Origin of the sequence: Synechococcus sp. R65.1 (genome assembly GCF_047461755.1) — a bacterium.
GTDB lineage: Bacteria > Cyanobacteriota > Cyanobacteriia > Thermostichales > Thermostichaceae > Thermostichus.
This window is the reverse complement of sequence record NZ_JANSHU010000016.1, coordinates 36,456-57,288: the sequence shown is the minus strand read 5'-3', so window position 1 is coordinate 57,288 and position 20,833 is coordinate 36,456. Positions and strand designations below refer to the sequence as shown.

General features: G+C 60.9%; 17 protein-coding genes. 8 read left to right on the top strand and 9 right to left on the bottom strand.

Features of this window, described 5'->3' with window-relative positions; genetic code table 11:
- Positions 1-104: 104 nt before the first annotated feature.
- Positions 105-1,163: a photosystem II q(b) protein gene (gene psbA, locus NW814_RS08130; protein ID WP_414405898.1), complete on the bottom strand. Its 1,059-nt coding sequence runs from the start codon at positions 1,161-1,163 to the stop codon at positions 105-107.
- A gap of 322 nt (positions 1,164-1,485) precedes the next feature.
- Positions 1,486-4,710, bottom strand: coding sequence for a carbamoyl-phosphate synthase large subunit (gene carB, locus NW814_RS08125; protein WP_414405897.1), 3,225 nt, complete (start codon positions 4,708-4,710; stop codon positions 1,486-1,488).
- Positions 4,711-4,829: 119 nt separating this feature from the next.
- Here carB and purN point away from each other — a divergent pair, with 119 nt between their 5' ends.
- The 3 genes from purN to trpD all read left to right on the top strand — a co-directional run bounded on the left by purN (position 4,830) and on the right by trpD (position 7,323).
- Positions 4,830-5,480, top strand: a complete 651-nt coding sequence (gene purN, locus NW814_RS08120; RefSeq protein ID WP_414405896.1) for a phosphoribosylglycinamide formyltransferase — start codon at positions 4,830-4,832, stop codon at positions 5,478-5,480.
- 86 nt (positions 5,481-5,566) lie between these two features.
- Positions 5,567-6,259 (top strand): hypothetical protein, encoded by a 693-nt coding sequence (locus tag NW814_RS08115; RefSeq protein WP_414405895.1) that lies wholly within the window; start codon positions 5,567-5,569, stop codon positions 6,257-6,259.
- Between the two features lie 32 nt (positions 6,260-6,291).
- Complete coding sequence (gene trpD / locus NW814_RS08110) at positions 6,292-7,323, top strand: anthranilate phosphoribosyltransferase (protein WP_414405900.1); 1,032 nt, start codon at positions 6,292-6,294, stop codon at positions 7,321-7,323.
- Here the strand turns inward: trpD and NW814_RS08105 are convergent.
- Positions 7,320-7,946 carry a nitroreductase family protein gene (locus NW814_RS08105; protein WP_414405894.1) on the bottom strand — a complete coding sequence of 209 codons (627 nt, stop codon included), beginning with the start codon at positions 7,944-7,946 and terminating at the stop codon, positions 7,320-7,322. The genes trpD and NW814_RS08105 overlap by 4 nt on opposite strands.
- 280 nt (positions 7,947-8,226) lie before the next feature.
- On the opposite strand from NW814_RS08105, the gene dapA reads away from it, so the two are divergent.
- On the top strand, positions 8,227-9,183 hold the full coding sequence (gene dapA / locus NW814_RS08100; RefSeq protein ID WP_414405893.1) for a 4-hydroxy-tetrahydrodipicolinate synthase: 957 nt from the start codon (positions 8,227-8,229) through the stop codon (positions 9,181-9,183).
- A gap of 169 nt (positions 9,184-9,352) precedes the next feature.
- Positions 9,353-11,248 (top strand): ribonuclease J, encoded by a 1,896-nt coding sequence (locus NW814_RS08095; protein WP_414394832.1) that lies wholly within the window; start codon positions 9,353-9,355, stop codon positions 11,246-11,248.
- Between the two features lie 18 nt (positions 11,249-11,266).
- Here NW814_RS08095 and NW814_RS08090 read toward each other — a convergent pair whose 3' ends face one another.
- Positions 11,267-12,280 carry an SGNH/GDSL hydrolase family protein gene (locus tag NW814_RS08090; protein WP_414405892.1) on the bottom strand — a complete coding sequence of 338 codons (1,014 nt, stop codon included), beginning with the start codon at positions 12,278-12,280 and terminating at the stop codon, positions 11,267-11,269.
- Between the two features lie 81 nt (positions 12,281-12,361).
- Between NW814_RS08090 and NW814_RS08085 the strand changes: the two genes are divergently transcribed.
- On the top strand, positions 12,362-13,651 hold the full coding sequence (locus tag NW814_RS08085) for an HD domain-containing protein (RefSeq protein WP_414405891.1): 1,290 nt from the start codon (positions 12,362-12,364) through the stop codon (positions 13,649-13,651).
- A gap of 218 nt (positions 13,652-13,869) precedes the next feature.
- Entirely contained in the window at positions 13,870-15,183 is a 1,314-nt protein-coding gene (gene purD / locus NW814_RS08080; RefSeq protein WP_414405890.1) for a phosphoribosylamine--glycine ligase, read from the top strand.
- Between the two features lie 232 nt (positions 15,184-15,415).
- On the opposite strand, the gene NW814_RS08075 is transcribed toward purD, so the two are convergent.
- From NW814_RS08075 to NW814_RS08065, 3 genes are all read right to left on the bottom strand, one after another.
- The gene (locus tag NW814_RS08075; RefSeq protein WP_414405889.1) at positions 15,416-16,561 is read right to left on the bottom strand and encodes a CAP domain-containing protein; all 1,146 of its coding nucleotides are present in this window, start codon (positions 16,559-16,561) and stop codon (positions 15,416-15,418) included.
- A 6-nt stretch (positions 16,562-16,567) separates the two neighbouring features.
- On the bottom strand, positions 16,568-16,723 hold the full coding sequence (locus NW814_RS08070; protein ID WP_414405888.1) for a hypothetical protein: 156 nt from the start codon (positions 16,721-16,723) through the stop codon (positions 16,568-16,570).
- Positions 16,724-16,850: 127 nt separating this feature from the next.
- Positions 16,851-17,216, bottom strand: a complete 366-nt coding sequence (locus NW814_RS08065) for an ureidoglycolate lyase (protein ID WP_414405887.1) — start codon at positions 17,214-17,216, stop codon at positions 16,851-16,853.
- Positions 17,217-17,433: 217 nt separating this feature from the next.
- On the opposite strand from NW814_RS08065, the gene NW814_RS08060 reads away from it, so the two are divergent.
- Positions 17,434-18,216 (top strand): hypothetical protein, encoded by a 783-nt coding sequence (locus tag NW814_RS08060; protein ID WP_414405886.1) that lies wholly within the window; start codon positions 17,434-17,436, stop codon positions 18,214-18,216.
- Between the two features lie 194 nt (positions 18,217-18,410).
- Here the strand turns inward: NW814_RS08060 and NW814_RS08055 are convergent, their stop codons facing one another.
- Entirely contained in the window at positions 18,411-19,217 is an 807-nt protein-coding gene (locus tag NW814_RS08055) for an RNA polymerase sigma factor SigF (RefSeq protein ID WP_414405885.1), read from the bottom strand.
- A 478-nt stretch (positions 19,218-19,695) separates the two neighbouring features.
- Complete coding sequence (locus tag NW814_RS08050; RefSeq protein ID WP_414405884.1) at positions 19,696-20,829, bottom strand: tetratricopeptide repeat protein; 1,134 nt, start codon at positions 20,827-20,829, stop codon at positions 19,696-19,698.
- Positions 20,830-20,833 lie beyond the last annotated feature (4 nt).

Below are 20,833 nucleotides of genomic sequence, written 5' to 3'. Positions count from 1 at the left end.
TGTACTCGCAAGCCTACTAGCTCAGCCCATCTCCGTCAAGGCAGGAGGTTGGTTATGCCACAAAGTGGCTGATTGTCCAGGGAATCAAGGACTAGAGGAGAGCCCTAGTCCGCTTTAGCCGCCAGCAACAGGGGGAAGTGGTGGGCATTGGGGGCGTGCATGGCCTGGATCCCCAAGTTGGCGCGGTTGAGGAGATCGGCGTAGGTAGGGATGAACCGGCCTTGGCTGTCCAGGATGGACTGGTTGAAGTTAAAGCCATTGAGGTTAAAGGCCATGAGGCCGATGCCGATTGCCGCCGCCCAGATCCCTAAGGTAGGCAGGGCCGCCATCCAGAAGTGGACAGAGCGGCTGTTGCGCCAGCCAAGGCTGGGGATCCCCAACCGCCCCAAGAAGGCGTAGTGGCCGGCCAGGAAGTTGTAGGTGACCTCCTGCTGGCCAAAGCGGTAGCCGGCATTGACTGACTCCTCTTCTGAAGTCTCCCGGATCAGGCTAGAGGTTACCAGGGAGCCGTGGAGAGAAGCCAGTAGGGCGCCGCCGAACACCCCCGCCACTGCCAGTTGGTGCAGCGGGTGCATGAGGATGTTGTGTTCCGCCTGGAAGGCGAGCATGAAGTGGAAGGTGCCGGCAATCCCTAGCGGCAGCCCCTCTGAGAAGCTGCCCTGGCCGATGGGATAGACCAGGAGCACCGCTGTAGCGGCAGCCGCCGGCGCAGAAAAGGCCACTGCAGTCCAGGGGCGCATGCCCAGCCGGTAGCTCAGCTCCCACTGCCGGCCCAGGTAGCACCACACCCCGATGAGGAAGTGAAACACGATGAGCTGGTAGGGGCCGCCGTTGTAGAGCCACTCCTCCAAAGAGGCAGCTTCCCAGATGGGGTAGAAGTGCAAGGCGATGGCGGCTGAGGTGGGCACCACCGCCGCAGAAATGAGGTTGTTGCCCCCCAGCAGGGAGCCAATCACCGGCTCGCGGATCCCGTCCACGTCCACCGGCGGCGCAGCGATGAAGGCGATCACAAAACAAAAGGTTGCCGCCAACAAGGTCGGGATCATCAATACGCCAAACCAGCCGATGTAAAGCCGATTTTCGGTGCTAGTGATCCATTGGCAAAAACTTTCCCAGCTCCAGAGCCGCCGTGCGGCAGCGGAGCGCCGAACAACCACACTCATAGGCCAACTCCTAGAAAATTTGAGGAGAGCTTTCTCCCACTTGCTCTTAGCAAAGTGACCTCAGGAAGTTACTCAGCCTTGCCCTGAGGATTCTTCTCCTTCCACGCTAGACAGTCTCAAGAAAACTGCCAAGGATACCTAACGTCTGCAGCCAAAATGTGAAATAAATTGATTTATCGATACAAACATGCAGATTAGTATTGCAGTTTATATTCCACCCCTTTTCCCAGGCCTCAAGAGCCAGTTTTTGCAGTCGAGAACTTCAGGATTTCTTAAGGTGGAGTCTTAAGGATTTCTTCAGAAAAGCAACCCCGGCAGGCTCCTATCGCCCAATTTCGGCGTGAAACTCCTGCAGGGACTTCACCCCCAGGGATCCTGACTGCAGAGCGCGGATGGCAGCAGCAGTAGCCTTGGCTCCAGCCAGAGTAGTGACCAAAGGGATCTTGTAGGCCAGGGCGGTGCGGCGGATCTTCTGCGCATCCTGTTGGGCTTCGCCGCCAGAAGGGGTGTTGACGATAAGCTGAATCTGGCCGTTCTTGATGGCGTCGATGACGTGGGGCCGGCCCTCGTGCAGCTTGAGCACCTTCTCGACGGGGATCCCGTGCTCGGCCAAAACTTTCTGGGTTCCGGCAGTGGCCAGCAGGCGAAAGCCTAGCCTGACCAACTCCTGGGCCACTGGGATCACCGCCTGCTTGTCGCGGTCGTTGACGCTGATGAACACGGTGCCCCCTAGGGGCAGGTTTTGGCCAGCAGCCAGTTGCGCTTTGGCAAAGGCGCGGCCAAAGTCGGTGTCAATGCCCATCACCTCCCCAGTAGAGCGCATCTCCGGCCCCAGCAGCGTGTCGGTGCCGGGGAACTTGTGAAACGGCAGCACCACTTCCTTAACAGCCACGTAGGGCGGGATCACCTCCTGGGTAAAGCCCAGCTCTGCCAGGGTTTTGCCGCTCATCACCTGGGCAGCGTAGGCGGCCAGGGGGTGGCCAATGGCTTTGCTGACAAACGGCACGGTGCGGGAAGCGCGCGGGTTGGCTTCCAGAACGTAAACCTGCTCTTTCTGGACGGCGTATTGGACGTTAATGAGCCCCACCACCTTGAGAGCTTGGGCCAACTTCACCGTCCAGTCGCGGATCACCTGCAGCACAGCAGGGCTGAGAGTGCGGCTGGGCAAGACACAGGCGGAGTCGCCCGAGTGGATCCCGGCCTGCTCAATGTGCTCCAGGATGCCGCCGATGGTTACAGCCCCGGTGTGGTCGGCGATGGCGTCCACATCTACCTCCACGGCATCCTCCAAGAACTGATCCACCAGCACGGGACGGTTGGGATCCACCGCCACCGCTAGCTGCATGTAGCGCCGCAGATCTTGATCCGAATAGACAATCTCCATGGCCCGCCCCCCCAGCACATAGCTGGGCCGCACCACCACGGGGTAGCCAATGCGCCGGGCAATCTCCAGGCTCTCCTCCACGCTGCGGGCAAGGCCGTGGGCTGGCTGGCGGATCCCCAATTCCTCGAGCAGGCGCCCAAACCGGCCGCGATCTTCGGCTATGTCGATGGAGTCAGGAGCAGTACCCCAGATAGGCGCTTGGGCTGCGGCTAGCCCCTGGGCCAGCTTCAGGGGGGTCTGGCCGCCAAACTGCAGGATTAGACCTAGCGGCTGCTCGGCCTCGACGAGGTTCATCACCTCTTCGTAGGTCAGGGGCTCAAAGTAGAGGCGATCAGCGGTGTCGTAGTCGGTGGAAACGGTCTCGGGGTTGGAGTTGACCATGATGGTCTCATAGCCAAGGCGTCTGAGGGCAAAGACGGCATGACAGCAGCAGTAGTCGAACTCAATCCCCTGGCCAATGCGGTTGGGACCGCCCCCCAGGATCATCACCTTTGGCTTGGCGGTGGGGAAGGTCTCGGATTCGCTCTCGTAGGTGGAGTACTGGTAAGGGGTGGCCGCCTCGAACTCGGCAGCGCAGGTGTCCACGGTTTTGTAGGTGGGGATCACCCCCAGGGCCTTGCGGCGATCCCGCACCTGGGCTTCCGCGGAGCCGGTCAGGTGGGCAATTTGTCGGTCGCTAAAGCCCATCTGCTTGAGATGGCGCAGGTCTTCGGCCGTTAGGGATCCCAACTCCCGCCCTTTAAGGGCTTGCTCCACCTCCACCAACTCCTTCAGCTTGTCGATAAACCAGGGATCGATGTGGGTAAGCTGGGCAATTTCCTGGACCGAGAAACCCATGAGCAGGGCCGTGCGAATGGTCAACAGGCGGAAGGGGTTGGGGGTGCGCAGGTTGGCCCGCACTTCCTCTGGGGTTGGGAAGACTTCCGGCCTGTCGCTGCCAAAGCCAGGGCGGTCGATCTCCAAAGACCGCAATGCCTTCTGGATGGACTCCTGGAAGGTGCGGCCAATGGCCATCACCTCCCCCACCGACTTCATCTGGGTTGTCAAAACGGGCTCCGCCCCAGGAAACTTTTCAAAGGCAAAGCGGGGGATTTTGGTGACGACATAGTCAATGGTGGGCTCAAAGCTGGCAGGGGTTTTGCGGGTAATGTCATTGGGAAGCTCCGGCAGCGTGTAGCCCACAGCCAGCTTGGCGGCAATCTTGGCAATGGGGAAGCCAGTGGCCTTGCTGGCCAAAGCAGAAGAGCGAGAGACCCGCGGGTTCATCTCGATAACCCGCACTTCGCCATTGGCGGGGTTGACGGCAAACTGCACGTTGGATCCCCCCGTTTCCACCCCAATCTCGCGCATGATGGCGATGGCGTAGTCGCGCAGCCGCTGGTACTCCTTGTCGGTGAGGGTCTGCGCCGGGGCCACGGTGATGGAGTCGCCGGTGTGGACCCCCATGGGGTCGATGTTTTCAATCGAGCAGATGATGACCACGTTGTCCGCCAGATCCCGCATCACCTCCAGCTCGAACTCCTTCCAGCCGATGATCGACTCCTCCACCAGGATCTGGGAGATTGGGCTGGCCTCTAGGCCGGCGGTGCAGATTTCCTCCAACTCCTCTTGGTTGTAGGCCACGCCGCCACCTGTACCTCCCAAGGTGTAGGCGGGACGGATGATGAGGGGGTAGCCAATTTCTTGAGCAATCTGTTTGGCTTCTTCTAGGCTGCGGGCCAACCCTGAGCGGGGGACGGCCAGGCCAATTCGCTGCATCGCCTGCTTAAACAGCTCCCGGTCTTCGGCTTTTTCAATGGCCTCGCGCTTGGCCCCAATTAGCTCCACCCCGTACTGGTCCAGGATCCCGCGCCGGGCTAGCTCCATCGCTACATTGAGAGCTGTCTGTCCCCCCATGGTGGGAAGGAGGGCATCAGGGCGCTCCCGCTCGATGATCTGGGCCACAAAGTCTGCCGTCACCGGCTCGATGTAGACGCGATCCGCCATACTGGGATCCGTCATGATGGTGGCCGGGTTGGAGTTGACCAGGATGACCTCGTAGCCCTCCTCTCGCAGGGCTTTGCAGGCTTGGGTGCCCGAGTAGTCGAACTCGCAGGCTTGGCCAATAACAATAGGCCCCGCTCCGATGAGCAAGATCTTGTGAATGTCGGTACGACGCGGCATGGGATCCCTAGGGTGGCAAGGTCAGCCTTCTATTTTAAGAGGCGGGCCCAGCTTGGGCGGTAAGATGGTGTACCTTGGGCAAGGGGCCTCAGAAAGGGTTGCTGTGGGAAAGCCTTGAGATGAACTTGCCCAGCCTCCTCTGGCCCGATCCTGGCGAGATCCCAGCTCCTCCTCGGCCCGGGATCCTGGGTGTTTTGGCTTCCGGCAACGGCAGCAATTTTGAGGCCATTGCCCAGGCCATCGAGGCCGGCGAGCTGCCAGCCCACATCGCTGTTGTGATCACCAACAATCCTGAGGCCTATGTGCGGCAGCGGGCCGAGCGCCGAGGGATCCCCAGTGTCCTCCTTAACCACCGCGACTATCCCAGCCGGGAGGCGCTAGATGCCGCCATTGTGGAGGTGCTGCAGCAGTATCAGGTGGAGTGGGTGATCATGGCCGGCTGGATGCGCTTGGTGACTCAGGTGTTGCTGTCTGCCTATCCGGAGCGGGTTTTAAACCTTCACCCCAGTCTCTTGCCCAGCTTCAAGGGCCTACGGGCTGTGGAGCAGGCGCTGGCGTGCGGCGTAAAAATCGCCGGCTGCACCGTCCACCGGGTTACGTTGGAAATGGACAGCGGCCCCATCGTGGCCCAGGCGGCGGTGCCGGTCCTGCCGGAAGATACCGTGGAGTCGCTCTACCGGCGCATCCAGGCCCAGGAACATCGCCTCTATCCTCTGGCTATCCGCCTCTGCTTGGCCGAGGGATCCCTCTCCCCGAAGCCTCCCTCCTAGAAGGCGCACCCCATGGCCGAGATCTCACCCCTTCTTGTTTTCGATAGCTCCGCAATTCTGGCTGGGCGACTGGCTCGGTGGCAGGAATGGGCCCGCTTCGGGGTGTGTGTGCTGCCTCAGGCGGTGCTGGCGCTGAGCTGGAGCGCCTGGCCCGAGAAGCCATTGAGCCTCAGGAAGAGTCGACGGCGCGTGCCTTTTTGCGCCACCAGCCCAGCTTGGGGTTTGCCGTCTCAGCAGCCCGCGCCTGGGTCGAGGAGGTCAACGCCAGCGGCCACTCCCTAAAAGCTCGCCTGGAGCAGGCCATTGCCGAGTGCGCCTACGCCCTGGCCCAGCAGCAGCCAGGATCCCTAGTGGTGGTGGTGAGCAACGATCGGCCCTTGGTAGGGCGGATCCAGGAACTGGGGGTCTCCAACCTCTGCGCCATCTCTCTAGCCGAGCTCAACCGCTGGGTACGCCAGCAGCAGCGACCTCAGGCGGTGGCCAGGGCTTTGGGACGGCTGCCGCGGCCTCCCCTTCCCGCCACGCCGCTCTCTTCTCGTCCTTCGGCCCGACCGCCTTCTCCAGTCAGCCAGGGATCCCGGGGATCTCCGCTGGGCTTGACCCCAGCAGGGGTACAAAAGGCCCTGGCGCTGGTGTGGGCCTTGGCCTTTTTCTCGGCGGCGGGCTTGTTGGCCTGGCGCTGGTTAGATCCCAAGGGGAGCGAAGGGCTCTGGCGGCAGTTGCCCCTGTCCCGGATCCCTTGGCTGCGGGATCGCAGCAGCCCAAACAGGGCATACTAGGGTGAAGGCTTTCTCAAGACTTGTCCCTAGCCATGACGGCAACGGCTGACCTTTGGCCCCAGCTTCTAGGCCAACTGCTGGAGCGGCAATCCCTTAGTGAGGCCCAGGCAGAAGAGTTAATGAACGGCTGGCTCACCAACCAAGTGCCGGAGGTGGTGTCGGGGGCAATCCTGGCAGCTCTCCAAGCCAAGGGAGTGAGCGCCAGCGAGCTGGCCGGCATGGCGCGGGTGCTGCAACGGGCTTCTCTGGGATCGCCGCTGGACCTGCCCCTCTTGGTGGATACCTGCGGCACCGGCGGGGACGGGGCTGGCACTTTCAACATTTCCACCGCCGTGGCCTTTGTGGTCAGCGCTGCCGGGATCCCGGTGGCAAAACACGGCAACCGTTCGGCCTCTGGCAAGGTGGGCTCGGCAGACGTGCTGGAGGCCCTGGGGGTGAACCTCAACGCCAAGCCAGAGCAGGTACGAGCCGCGGTTACCGAAGTGGGCATCACCTTTCTCTTTGCCCCCCACTGGCATCCAGCTATGCGGGCGGTAGCTCCCTACCGACGGGCTCTCAGGGTGCGCACCGTTTTCAACCTGCTGGGGCCCCTGGTCAATCCTTTCTACCCCAACCGGCAGGTTATCGGGGTTTACGCGCCGGAGCTGGTGCCGGTGGTGGCCGAGGCCCTGCGCCTGCTGGGGCGGGAAGAAGCCATCGTACTCCACAGCCGGGAAGGCCTTGACGAAGCTGGCCTCGCTCAGCCCACGGACCTGGGCGTTCTCTCCCAGGGATCCCTACACCTAGAGGTCTTGAACCCGCAGGATTACGATCTCACGGCCGCACCCGTCCAGGCTCTCCAGGGAGGGGACTTGACAGAAAATGCTGCCATCCTCACCCGTGTCCTCCAGGGAGGCGGCGATCTTGCCCAGCGGGATGTGGTGGCCCTCAATGCAGCGCTGGCGCTTCAGGTGGCGGGAGCTGTGGCTGACTTGAGAGCTGGAATTGACCGAGCGCGGGAGATCCTTGCCAGCGGCGCCGCCTGGGATCGCCTGCAAAAGTTGGTCAACTTTCTGGCTTCCTAAAACTCCCGCCCTCGCCCAAAAGCCAGCACCTCGTCCACTCCTAGGCGGGGCTTGCGCGGCAGGTTGCCCGGTGCAGGGTAGCCCACCGCCAGCAGCATCACCGGCACGTAGCGGTCGGCAATGCCGAACTCCCGCTTTACCCCTTCTGGGTCAAAGCCAATCATCGGCCCGCTTGCCAAGCCCTTTGCCTGCGCCGCCAGCATCAAAGCCATGGCTGCCAGGGCCCCGGAGCGAATCGCCTCATCCCGCGCCAAAGTGGGGTTGTTGGCGTAGGTGGCTTGGGCCATGTTCACCCAGCTTTCCGCCCCTTCCGGGGAGAGGAGGCCCGCAGCGACGGCTCTTTGGACAATTTCAGGCAGCTTCTCATACCCCCGCAGATCCCCCAGGACGATGAACACCACTGCCGCGTCCGCCACCTTCTGTTGGTTGTAGGCCAGGGCTTTGAGGCGCTCTTTGTCTGCAGGATCGGTGACGGCTACGAACCGCCAGTGCTGGATGTTAAAGGAGGATGGAGCTTCCGTAGCATAGGCAACCAGCTCTTGGATCTCCATCTCCGATAAAGAGCGGCTGGGATCGAACTTGTCGGCGGAGATGCGCGCTTTTAGGGCGGCTAGGGCGTCCATCGCAATCCTCGAAGCTCAAAGGTCGAAAGCAAGAAGGCTGCTGACCCCACGACTGGAGGCAGAGTTGGTGAGCAGCCGTACATTCTGGGTTCAAACGGTCTGCCCTCTCTAGGTTATCTCCTTTTTAGCCTTTTTAGCCGGTCTGAAGCAACCGGTGAGCCGGGCCTTGGCAAGCAGCCCCCTCGGCCAAACGGGATCCCTGGCCCAAAGGCAGCTATGATAAGGGGATAATCAAGGCTCTAGCCCGCAGCATTGGATTTTGCGGGGTCACAGACCGGCGATGGCGAGCGGTGTGGTTGATGGGGAGAGGCAACCTGTGAATTTCGGTCGCGTGCTGACGGCAATGGTGACCCCCTTTACGCCTGAGGGGGAGATCAACTACGAAGAAGCCGCTCGCTTGGCTGATTACTTGGTAACCCACGGCAGCGATGGCTTGGTGGTCTGTGGCACCACTGGCGAGTCTCCCACCCTGAGCTGGCAAGAAGAGTACGAGCTGTTTCGGGTGGTGCGAGATGCCGTGGCTGGCCGAGCCAAGGTTATCGCCGGCACGGGCTCCAACTCCACCCGCGAGGCCATCGAAGCCACCAAAAAAGCGGCTCAGTTGGGCCTGGATGGCTCTCTCCAAGTGGTGCCCTACTACAACAAGCCCACCCAGGCGGGGCTCTACGAGCACTTCAAGGCCATTGCCCAAGCCAGCGACTTGCCCATCATGCTCTACAACATCCCTGGACGCACGGGGGTAAGCCTACAGCCGGAAACGGTGGCGCAATTGGCGGAGATGGAGACGATTGTCGCCATCAAGGAAGCTAGTGGTATCATGGACGTAGTTTCTGAAATTCGGCGGCTTACCCCCTCCCGCTTTAGCATCTACTCAGGAGATGACTCGCTGACCTTGCCGATTTTGTCTTTGGGGGGAAGAGGGGTAGTCAGCGTAGCTAGCCATTTGGTTGGGCTACAGCTTCAGGAGTTGATCCAGAGCTACCACAGAGGACAGCCCGAACAAGCCCTGGCTCACCATCTCCGCCTGCTTCCGCTGTTTAAGGTTTTGTTCATCGAGACCAACCCCGTTCCCATCAAGGCGGCGCTAGAGATGCAGGGTTGGCAAGTAGGTCGGGTGCGCCCTCCGCTAGCGCCTCTGCAGGCCAGCTCTCTACAGGTTTTGCGACAAGTGCTGCAAGGGATGGGACTACTGGATGGGGCCCAGGGATCTGAACAAAAAGCAGCAAAAGCTTCATGACTCTGTCTAACTAGGGGGCTTTCGTGGCATTTTCCCGACTGGAAAATGGACAGGTCCTAGTAGCCAAATTCAGCTAGCACCGCTGACTTGGCTGGCGGGGTTTGTCTGGAGGGGTTTTTGGTTGGCTGAATTGTTACAAACCGTTACATCTGGAGGATCCACAGCGTCTATGCGAACACCACGGACTTCAGTTGCCTCTCGGTCAGCAGCTGCTCCAGCCCGGCCCACTTCCTCTTTGCAGATGATCCCGCTAGGCGGGGAGCGGGAGATCGGCAAAAACACTTGGGTCTTCCGCTACGAAGACGACATCATCCTGGTGGATGCTGGCCTGGCTTTCCCCGATGAGACGATGCACGGGGTCAACATCGTGCTGCCAGACATGACCTATATCAAGCAAAACCGGGACAAGCTGCGGGCACTGGTGGTTACCCATGGCCACGAAGATCACATCGGCGGGATCCCTTACCACCTACGGGAATTTGACATCCCGGTCATCTATGGCCCGCGCTTAGCACTGGCCCTGCTGGAGGAAAAACTGCGCGATGTTGGCCTTTTGAATCGGACGGAATTGCGCCCAGTTGGGCCGCGGGATATTGTGCCCCTGTGCAAGAACTTCTTTGCCGAATTCATTCGCAATACCCACTCTTCCGCCGACAGCTTTACGATAGCCTTGCACACGCCGGTGGGCGTTGTCATCCAGACGGGCGACTTCAAGATCGACCACACGCCGGTGGATGGCGAACGCTTTGACCTCCATCGGCTGGCCGAGCATGGGGAAAAGGGCGTGCTTTGTCTAATTAGCGACTCCACCAACGCTGAGGTACCCGGCTTTACTCCCTCTGAAGCCGCAGTAGTGCCGGGCCTTACCAAAGCCATTGCGGAAGCCAAAGGACGGGTGATTATCACCACCTTTGCTTCTTCGGTGCATCGCCTCAATTTGGTGTTGCAGATTGCCGAGCAGCAAGGCCGGGTGGTGTCTCTGCTGGGTCGCTCGATGTTAAACGTAGTGGCCCATGCGCGGCGTCTAGGTTACATCCGCTGCAAAGACGAGACGCTGCAGCCCATGCATGTCATCAACAGCCTGCCGGACGACAAGGTCATCATCCTCACCACTGGCTCCCAAGGCGAGCCTCTAGCCGCGCTGACCCGCATTGCCAATGGCGAGCACCCGCAGTTGCAGATCAAGCCAGGAGATACCGTGATTTGGTCGGCCAACCCCATTCCCGGCAACACGCTGGCGGTCACGCGAGTCATCGACAAGCTGATGGAGCTGGGGGCCAATGTTATCTACGGCAAAGACAAGGGGCTGCATGTCTCCGGCCACGGCTGCCAGGAAGACCAGAAACTGATGATTGCCCTCACACGCCCCAAGTTCTTCGTCCCTACCCACGGGGAATACCGCATGCTGGTCAAGCACGCCGAAACAGCAATGAGCATGGGGATCCCGCGGGAAAACATCGTGATCATCAACAACGGCGATGTGGTGGAGGTTAACCAGGAGCGCATCGCTGTTGTCGGCAGGGTGCCGGCGGGGGTGCAGATGATCACCGCTTCCCACGATGGGGTGCTGATGGACGAGATCCTGCAAGAACGGCAGCAAATGGCCAGAGATGGGGTAGTGACGGTGGTCATCAGCCTAGATGGCAGGGGCAGGCTGCTCTGTACGCCTCAGGTGCAGCACTTGGGCTTGGCGGGAGAGGGCAACTTTAAGGGATCCGACCTAAAACCCCTGGTAGAGGACACCCTCCAGCAAGCTTGGCCGCGCTTTGCCCGATCGCTGGAGCGGGGGAGCCTTGAGGTTGACTGGGCCGGCCTTAAGGCGGAGGTGGAGCAAGTGGTGCGCCGCTTTGTGCGGGAACAACTGCCCGGCAAGCCGACAGTGTTGGTCTTTGTGCAGTCGCCCGAAGAGGAGTCTGTGCCAGTAGCTTCCCTGCCGGTTGGGGAAGCCCAGCTCGACCAGGAACGGCTGGCCCTAGGACGGCGGCGGCGCTCCATGGACTCCGTCCCGCTTACGCGAACAGCGGCGGTGGCGGCTATGGACTCCGTCCCGCTTACGCGATCGTAAGACTGGGTGGCTGGCTCTTCAGGGCTTCTTCCCTAGGCCGGGCCCCAGCAAGCCTCTAGGGGAGAGCTCTGCCTTTGCCTCTGGAGAAAGGGATCCCACCTCGCTAAAGGGCGGGCAGCGGTTTTGGGGCGGGACGGGCTGCTTTAGGATCCTCAAGAAGGCCTCCGCCAGATCGGCATATCCCCGGTCGTTGGGGTGAAAGCCATCCGCCAGCGGGCCGGGGAAGAAAGACTCGCGGCGGTAGGAGCGGGGATCGCAGAGCAAGTCCACTACGGGGATCCCCTGTTGGCTCAGGGGGTTGATGGCCCGTTGGCTAAGGCTGACGGAGACTAGAGCCAAAAGTTGCCGCAGGCCGCTGGGCTGCTGCTGGCCTAGGGGAATCAGGGCAAAGTTGGGCAGGTTGGCCACTGCCAGGCGAGCTTGGGGGGCGCGAGCCCGCACCGCCTGGAGCAGAGTTTGGTAGTCGGCAGCAAACTGTTGGATCTGGCGTTCAATAAAGGCTAAGGGATCCTCGCCCTGCAGGGCGCGTTGGGCTGCTGCCAAGACAATAGCGTTGGTGTCGTTGCCGCCTACCCAGATAGTAATCAAAGTGGCGTCGGGGGGGATGCGCGGCACTTGATCCTGGAGCACGTTGGCGGGGATCCCCGCCCTTAGAGCTTGCATGGCCGGGCTGAGCACCGCTCCCGAGCGGCCCAAGTTGATGAGCTCCACCTGCCCCGGCAGGAGGCGGGCTAGGCGCGGGACATACCCCGTCCCGTTGGGACAATCCAGGGGCTCCGAGCGCTGCGGGCGGGTGCCGGCGGCGTTGGCCGGGCCATCGCAGGAGATGGAGGCGTTAAAGCCAACGGCATCGCTGGCTCCCAAAGCCACATAGCGGGTGAGGGGGGTCGAGCTGGGCACGACAACAGCAGGGGGAGAACAAGCGGTCAGCCCCCAACCCAGCGTCCAGATGGCCATAGAAAGCAGCAACCCACCGGTTCTGGGGTCTGGGGGCGAGGGCGCTTGCGTAGCCAGTTGCAAAGAGGAGCCCATAGGGTAGCTTTGCTGCAGAGGTGGGGAAGCCCCCCAGCCAAGCTAACCAAAGATCCGCCAGCCAGCGAGTATGGTGGGAGTATGGCGCTGCGTTTTTGCAAGTCCCGCACCTACCACGATCCCCTGCACGGCGCCATTAGCCTAGATGGCGGGGATCCGGTCGAGGCCTTGCTGATTCGTCTTATCGACACGCCGGCCTTCCAGCGCCTACGTCGCATCCGCCAGTTGGACACGGCTTTTTTTACCTTCCACGGCGCCGAGGGATCTCGCTTTACCCACTCGGTGGGAGTGCTGCAGGTTACGCGGCGGCTGTTTGACAGGTTGGCCCGCCGCCACCCAGAGCTGCGCCCCTACCGCGCCGTCACCCTGGTTGCCGCTCTGCTGCACGACATTGGCCATGCCCCCTTTAGCCATGCAGGCGAGGAGATCTTCGGCTGCCGCCACGAGATCTGGACGGCGCGCATCGTGCGGGAGGATCCCCAGATAGCCACCCTGGTGGCGGAGTTCGACCCGCAGCTGCCGGCCCAACTGGAGCAGGTGTGGCAGAAACAATTCCCCCTGCCGCTGGTGGGGCAGCTTATTGCCAGCCAACTGGACTGCGATCGCTTCGACTACTTGATGCGGGACAGCCTGCTTACGGGCGCCCAATACGGCCACCTGGATCTGGATCGCATCCTCACCGTGTTGGACTACGACCCGGAGACGGGATCCCTTTGCATTCCTGCTCGCAAAGGCCTAGGAGCCATCGAGCACTATCTGGTGGTGCGCTATTTCATGTACACCCAAGTGTACCAGCACCCCAAGAGCCTGTGTGCCCGCTTTATTTTGGATCGCCTCTTCAAGCGGGCGCAGGTGCTCTTGCAAAAGGGGGAGATCGAGTTGGATCCCATCTTGAGCGCCTGGTGCTGGGCCGCGCTGGCGACGCAAAAGGGAGATCCCTTCGAGTTGCCTCTGCCCCTCTATTTGGCCGCTGACGATGTGATGTTCAGCTACCCTTTTCGCTTTTGGGCCATGTCGGGGAGGGATCCCATCTTGGCCGATTTGGCGCGGCGCTACCTGGAGCGGGATCTGTTCAAAGCCCGCAACATCACCCGCTTGCCAGAAGAGCGACGCCAAGAGCTGGTGGCAACTCTGAGCCAGAAGATGCAGCGAGATGGCTTGGATCCAGAAAGCTACTTGGGAATTCGCTCCGCCCACGTCCAGGGCTACAGCTTCTACGACCAAGGGATCCAACTCAAAACCGAGGACGGCTACGTAGAAATTGCCCAGCTCTCGCCGCTGGTGCGCGCCTTAGTGGAAACCCAAGGCCAGGTTTGGCTCATCTTCCCTCGCCCCTACAGCGATCTTGTAGAAGGGGCGCTGTCTGCTTAAAGGGTTATGTTAGCCCTGAGGGCCCTGGCCATTGTCCTGCTGGCGCTGCGGCTGTAAGGACTACGTCCCGCTGACGCGAAAGGGCAGGCACCTGGGATCCGCTGCCGTTGAATAAGGACTACGTCCCGCTTACGCGAACGGAAGAGCTACGGGAACATGGTCTAATGGAGAATGTAAGGACTACGTCCCGCTGACGCGATCGGGGAAACCCTAGCGCCATGCAAGCCTTGGTCATTGGCTCCGGGGGACGGGAGCACGCTTTGGTCTGGAAGCTATTGCAGTCCCCTCAGGTGACTCGAGTCTACTGGGCTCCTGGCAACGGCGGCGCCCAGCAGATGGATCGCTGTCAACCGGTGGCTTTGGCCGCCACAGACATCGAGGGACTGGTGCGGTTTGCTACCGTGCAAGGGATCCGCCTGACGGTGGTGGGGCCGGAGCTGCCCTTGGTGGAGGGAATTGTGGACGCCTTTCAGGCAGCGGGGCTCCCCATTTTTGGCCCCAGTCGCGCCGCCGCCCAACTGGAGGGAAGCAAGCTCTGGGCTAAGCAACTGATGCAGGAAGCAGGGATCCCTACGGCTCCGGCTGTGGGCTTTGCCGACTTGTCCGAGGCGCTGGCCTACCTGGATTCCAGGACTCCGGCAGGCGAACATAGCTATCCTGTCGTGATCAAAAAAGATGGGCTGGCCGCCGGCAAGGGAGTGACCGTTGCCCACAGTCGAGAAGAAGCCGTGCAGGCCCTAGAGGCGGCCCTGGCCAAGCCCGGCGAGCGGGTGCTCATCGAGGAGTTCCTCGTCGGCCAAGAGGTGTCGGTGCTGGCCCTGACGGATGGCCAGATCTGCCTGCCGCTGCTGCCTGCACAAGACTACAAGCGCCTTGGCGATGGCGATACTGGACCCAACACCGGCGGCATGGGGGCCCACGCCCCGGCAGCTCACCTGGTCACCCCCAAGCTGCTGGCCCGCATCCAGGCGCAAGTGCTGGATCCTACCCTGCAGGCGCTGCAACAGCGGGGCATTCGCTACCAAGGGGTGATCTACGCTGGCCTGATGATCACGCCCAATGGGGATCCCTACGTCTTGGAGTACAACTGCCGCTTTGGGGATCCCGAAGCCCAGGTTATCCTGCCCCTCTTGGAAAACCCTCTGGACGAGGTGCTGCTGGCCTGCATCGAGGGACGACTGGCCAATCTTCAGCTGCAGTGGAAGCCCGGCTATGCCGCCTGTGTGGTCATGGCCGCCCCCGGTTACCCCGCCAGCTACGAGCGAGGGATCCCCCTTGCCGGCCTAGAGGCTGCCGCCGCCACCGGGGCCCTGGTGTTCCATGCCGGCACTCGCCAGGTGGGCAAGCAGCTTCTCAGCGAGGGTGGGCGTGTCCTCTGTCTTACCGGCCAAGGGGCAACGCTGGCAGAAGCGCTGCGCCAAGCCTATGCCGCTGTGGAGCAGGTGCAGTTCCCCAAAGCCCACTACCGCTCCGACATTGGCAGCCGCGCCCTCGGGCCGAAGGTCCGCCTAGGTGTGGTGCCCGATCCGTAGGCAGATCATGGCCCCAGAGAGGTCGCTTCTCCAGGGCCCCTAAAGCAGTTTTTAAAAAAGCTTTGATACCTAAACCTTAGCTTCTCTGATGACGAGGCAGCAACGATAGTATCGAAATCTCAACTTTCCGTTGATTTTCTCAACAGTAGACAAGAAAGGGGCTTGCCGGAGTTTCTCCCAGCGAAGGCGAGATTCCTGAGACCCCAACCCAGGGCCACAAGTTAAGGCTCAGCTACGGGGAGAACCGGCGGAAGTTCAAGGGATCCTCCCGCCAAAGCCAGCGAGGTGGGATCCCTAGCCCTTCCGTCAAGGCAGCGGGCCTTGGCCCGGCTTGAGGGTCGCAGTCGTAGAGGGTGGTGGTGTAGCGATAGGTGCGCGGCGGCCCACCCTTGAGCCGGATGCCGCTGATCTCAAAGAAGTAGGGTCGATTGGGCTGAATGGATCCCACCGAGTAGGTGAGGGTTTCTAGGCCAAAGGCGGGATCCCCAACCCGGATATCCCAAACCGGCACCGCCTCGCCGGTAAGGGTATCGGTGATGCGGATCTGGGCCTGGCTGAGGTCAGACAAGCCGCCGCGGCTGGACACTGAGAAAGACCAGCGGTAGGCGGACAAAGGCTGGCCGGAAAACCCCTCAAGGCGGTACAGGTAGCCGTCTCTTTCTGGGAAAGCAATAAACTCAGGATCCGGTACCGACTCGTCAAAGCCGAAGATCCAATTGGCATTGGCCTGAGTTACCCGTCCGGCCCGCGGGTCGAAGACGATGCCGTAGGCTCCTTGGGCATACTGGGGATAGAGGTTCCAGCGGCGGTGACCCACATCTACAAAGTTCTCTCGGCCCGGCTCTGCAAAGTAGATATCTACCTGGCGGGCCAGCACCTGCCCTGGGTCAGGGCCGTTCAGCTCCAGAATTGGGCCAATGGCCAGGTTGCTGAAGCGGGCTCCTGCCTCTCCGGCGGGAGTCAAGCAGCGCCAAGAGGGAGGTGGCTGGTGGCTGAGGGCGCCATTGGCCACCTGCAGCAGGGCCGCCTGCTGAGCGGCCTCCAAGAATTCGGGATTGAGCTTCACCGGCGGCAACTTGTGCAACAGCCGCAGAAAGTTCAACCGATCCATCATCTTCTGGGCTGCTGCTGGGGTGAGGCGACCGGGATTGCAGATGGCAGCCTGAGGCTGCTCGGCGTAGATGGGACCAGCAAAGGTGCGGGTTTGGCGATCCAACTGGCAAAGAAAGCTAGCAATTGGCAGCTCCCCTGCCCGGGGAGGCTCTGGAGCCGTGGGGGATCCCTCCCCATTGCAGGCCGTCAAGAGACCAAGGCAGAGCAGAATGACCAGCCCTACCCCCCACCGCTGCTTTAAGCCAAGCAGCCGCTGCCAGCGCATGCAAAACTATCGGCCAGCGGGAGTGGGGGTGGGAGTGAGGCTAGGGGGGCTAACCGTGCTGCCGCTGCTCCCGTCGCAGGCAGACAACAGCCCTAGGCACAGGAACAGAGCCAGGGTGCTCAAGAGCTTGCCGGTTTCTGGGGTAGGTTGGAGTGTAGCCATAGTAACAAATCTCCAAGACGCCGCTGGGTTTGACCCCGTTTTATCATAGGGGGGAGTGCCAAGGCTCCTGTCGTAGTGCTGCCACGGATCCCCGCACCTATTTGTCTTGGCTGCCGAATCTGGCTGCTCAAGGGATGATCTGAAACTCCAGGTTGTGGGTCTGGAGCAGGTCGATTGTCTCGTGGTTGGTGATGTTGGTGTCAGCCAGCTCCAGGTTGTAGCAGTCGATAAACTCCTCGCCGTCGAAGTAGGGGCCAGCGTGCCAGGTGCCCAGCTCCAGTTTGATGAAGCAGTCGCCAGCCACTCGAAAAGCTTGAATCCCGTCCACCTGCAGCTCGTCGGCAGGCGGCGCGACGGCGATGAACCACTCCTTGCCGTGCAGGGATCCCAGGCACTGGGTGCAACGGGTGTGGCGGGTTATTTGGCTGAACTTGAGGCCAGGACGGAGCAAGCGCATGAGGTAAAAGCGGGGCTGGCCCTGATTCAAAACCAACTGGGCATCTTAGCTGTCGAAAGGCTTGTCGTCGGGAGCAGGGTAGATCGCCTGCCCGTAAGGGGCAAAGTTTTCCGCTTCAACCAGAGGTGCCTTCAGTTGGCGTAGTTGGCTACTCACCCTGCTTGTCTCCTCTTTGGCCAGCTTTTACCCCTGAGAAGGGATCTCAGCAGGATCTTAAGATGCCGGCAGTAGAATTGGGTGGAAAACTTAGCCCTTGGCAGAGTCCATGGCCATGCGGCGGGATTTACAAGAGCTGGTCATTTCCCCTTTTCTGGTGGAAAACCTTTCTGGGGTACCCATAGCCTGGCTGTACCGACCTCGGCCTATCCGTCGCTGGAAAGACTGGCTGCGCCAGTTCTCCGCCTTTTGGGATCTGCTGGGCCTGCTGTTGGTGCTGGATTTGTTCTGCCGTTTCTTGACCTTTTGGTCAGGGGGATCCCTGCTGACCTTGGTGGGGCGAATTTTGATCCCTGGCCTGCGCAGCAGTTGGGAAAGTTGGCTGGTGGAATGGGGAATCCTGGCAGCCATTGCCGCTTTGGGCCAAGCCTATTGGATTTTCCGCAGCCGCCGCATGCCGCTCTTGCTGAACTTGCTAGAAGAAGTAGATCGCTACAATCGGCTCATTCAAGCCATTCACATCAACGATGAATTGGTAGAGGCGGGCAATCCTGAGGCCAAGCTGCCCCAGCGGGATCAGATCATCGGGGCTCTGAAGCTGACTCGCAGCGACCTAATCCGCGCCTTGAAAACTGAACGGATCTTGCGGCAGAACAAAGACTTTATTGAGCAGCAAAGGGAGTTCTTCGGCGACGAGCTGGCAGCTCTGACTGCGCTCCAGCTAAGAGAACAGGCCAGCGAACAGTCGCAGCTTTTGGATGCTGCTTTGCAAATTGCCTTGCAGGTGCGCTCCCAACTAAGCCAACTGCAGAACCGGGGAGCAAGTTGTTCCCAAGACAAAGATCAAGCTTCAGACAAAGCTCGAGACAAAAAAGATTAAAGCGAAGACACAAGTTACAGCTATTTCGACCAGGATACTGCACTGATATTGAAGTAACCAAAGCCTTGGACTACGGGAAAGTCGTTGTGAGGCTCTTTGTCGCCTTGATCTCCACTTTGGGAGAGGGTTCAGATCTGCCTGGAAAAGCGCTGGAGACTGTCGCGAAGCCCAGGGATCTTCTTCTCGGCAACGCCCTAAAAAATGTCCTGACTCAGCAGCTTAGCCAAGCGCTCCAGGCCCTTTTTGACCTGTCGGGAAACGGTAACGGCACTGATCCCCAGCCGCTCTGCTGTTTCTTTTTGGGTGAGGTCGTAGAAGAAAACAAATTCCAAAATCTGTCGGGTGCGCTCCTCCAGCTTGGCCAAGGCATTTTGCAGGCGGATGCGATCTTCTTCGGCCAGTTGAAAACTGCGGTAGCGCTGATCGGGAATGGTATCCCCTAGAGCAACGCTGTCTTCTTCAACCTGTACGGGAGCATCTAGGCTGAGCAAAAGGCTGTTTTGTTGGGCCAGCTGCAGCTCTCGCCATTCCTGCTCTGTTAGGTTGAGGGCTTCCCTCACCTCCGCCTCAGAGGGAGGACGGCCCAACTCTTGTCTCAGGCGCGCAATTACCTTCTTGGCCTGTCGCTGCAGGGTGGTCCAGCGGCGAGGGAGCCGCACTGCCGGGCTTTTGTCTCGCAGGTAGTGCTGAATTTCTCCGCGAATGTAGGGCATGGCAAAGGAGCTGAAGGCCAGGCCGCGGCTGACGTCGAAGCGCTCGATGGCCTGAATTAGGCCTAGGCAGCCGACTTGTACTAGGTCGTCGTATCCCTCATTGCATTGGTTCCGCCAGTAGTGGGCCTCTTTGCGCACCAATCCTAGGTTTAGCTCCACCAGTCGATTGCGCAGGGCCGGATCCCGAGTTTGCTGGTACAGCCGCAACAGCTCGAAGGTTTGGGTTTTAACATCTCCAGGTCTAGATGCCCTAGGCGCGCGTCCAGTCGGGGATCCAGAACTGCCCATGCTGGATTTGGCCGAAGAGGGAGAGGCTGGGCTCGTCGGTGGTCTTGGGAAGTCAGGATCCTCGAGAGGAGTCTGCTGCGGAGCCATTACCATAGAAGCTGCTTTTCTTTGACCAATTGAGCTAGAGCCCCTCAAGGCTGGATCGGCGGCCAAGCAGCTCAAAAGCAGGGGGTGCAAAGCGATACCGATTTTCTGCCGTTGGGCTCAACTGCGATCTACAAGCAGGTCGAGTTAAGTTGTAGCCATAAGAATGCTACCAGGTGTTAGCAGGAACACAATTTTGAGATTTGCTAGGATACTGAAGTGCCCTCAGTTTGACCAGCTTTTCCGCGGCAGTCAACACCCCTCTCCCGGAAACCCTCCGTCTTCGGTGGAAGGTCGGATTGCTATTGCCGGTGTGTCCTCTGGGGTACTCTGGAACTCAGGAAGCAGACGGTGGAGCTGTTCGCGTCAGGGGCGTTGGGCTTTCCTCTAGTCCTCATTCGCGACAGGGGTGCGCTCTCAGGAAGGCTGCAAAACTCGGTTCACCGCGAATGGGATCGAAATAGGGTTCAGAGACAAGCAGCGGGTGGTAGCGTTCCGGCTGCAGCCGCAGAGCTTGCTCTAGGGCTTGGAGGGCCTGGGGCACTTGGCCTTCCCAGGCGCAGCAGCAGGCTTTAGCATAGTGGGCCTCTGCATTGTCAGGATCCAGCTCCACGGCCCGGTCAAAGCTCTGGAGGGCGAGCCTGTAGAGGTTCAAGTCCATCAGCACCAAGCCGCGCTGCAGCCAGAGCTGGGAGCGCTGGGGATCCTGGGCTAGAGCGCGGTCGTAGCTGTTGAGAGCTTCCATGCAGTTGCCCAGGCGGTGATGGGCAAAGGCGTGGCCGGCCCAGAGAGAGGCCGACTCCAATCCCAGTTGCAGGGCTTGCTCGTAGCTGGCCAGAGCCTCGGCGTAGCGCTCCAGATGCACCAGAGCCAGCCCGCGACTTTGCCAAACCCGGGGATCCTTGGGGTTGAGGTCCAGGGCCTTGTCGTAGCTGTTCACTGCTTCCTGCCATCGCTCTAGAGAGGCCAAGGTCAGCCCGCGCAGATGCCACGCTTCCGCGCTGTCGGGGCGGAGGGTGAGAGCCTGCTCGTAGGCGCGCAGCGCCTCTTGGTAACGGCCCAGTTGCCGCAGCGTGTTGGCCTGGTTAAAGCGGGCCTCAAAAAAATCCGGCTTTAGGTGCAAAGCCCGCTCGTAGCTGGCCAGCGCTTCCTGATGACGGCCAAGATCGTCCAGAAGAGAACCTCGGTTGTTCCAAGCTTCGGGAAAGTCCGGCTTCAGCTCTAGGGCGCGGTCGTAGCTGGCCAGGGCGGCTTGCGCCTGCCCCAGTTGGTCGAGGGCGGTGGCGCGGTTGTACCAGGCAATGGGATCCCGTGGCCGGTCTGCCACTGCCTGCTCGAAGGGCTGCAGTTGGGCTGCCTGCTCCGCCGTAAGGGCAGAGAGGTCAACCGCCGTTGCCGGCAAAACAGCTTCTGGAGGAGCAGCCCGCCGCTGCCGCCGCAGCCCCCAGGCCCAGCCTCCCACTAGGAGCAGCAGACCCACCCCTAGTACCAGCGCGCCCAGGTCAGTTGAGGCGGTTGCAAGCGGCATGACC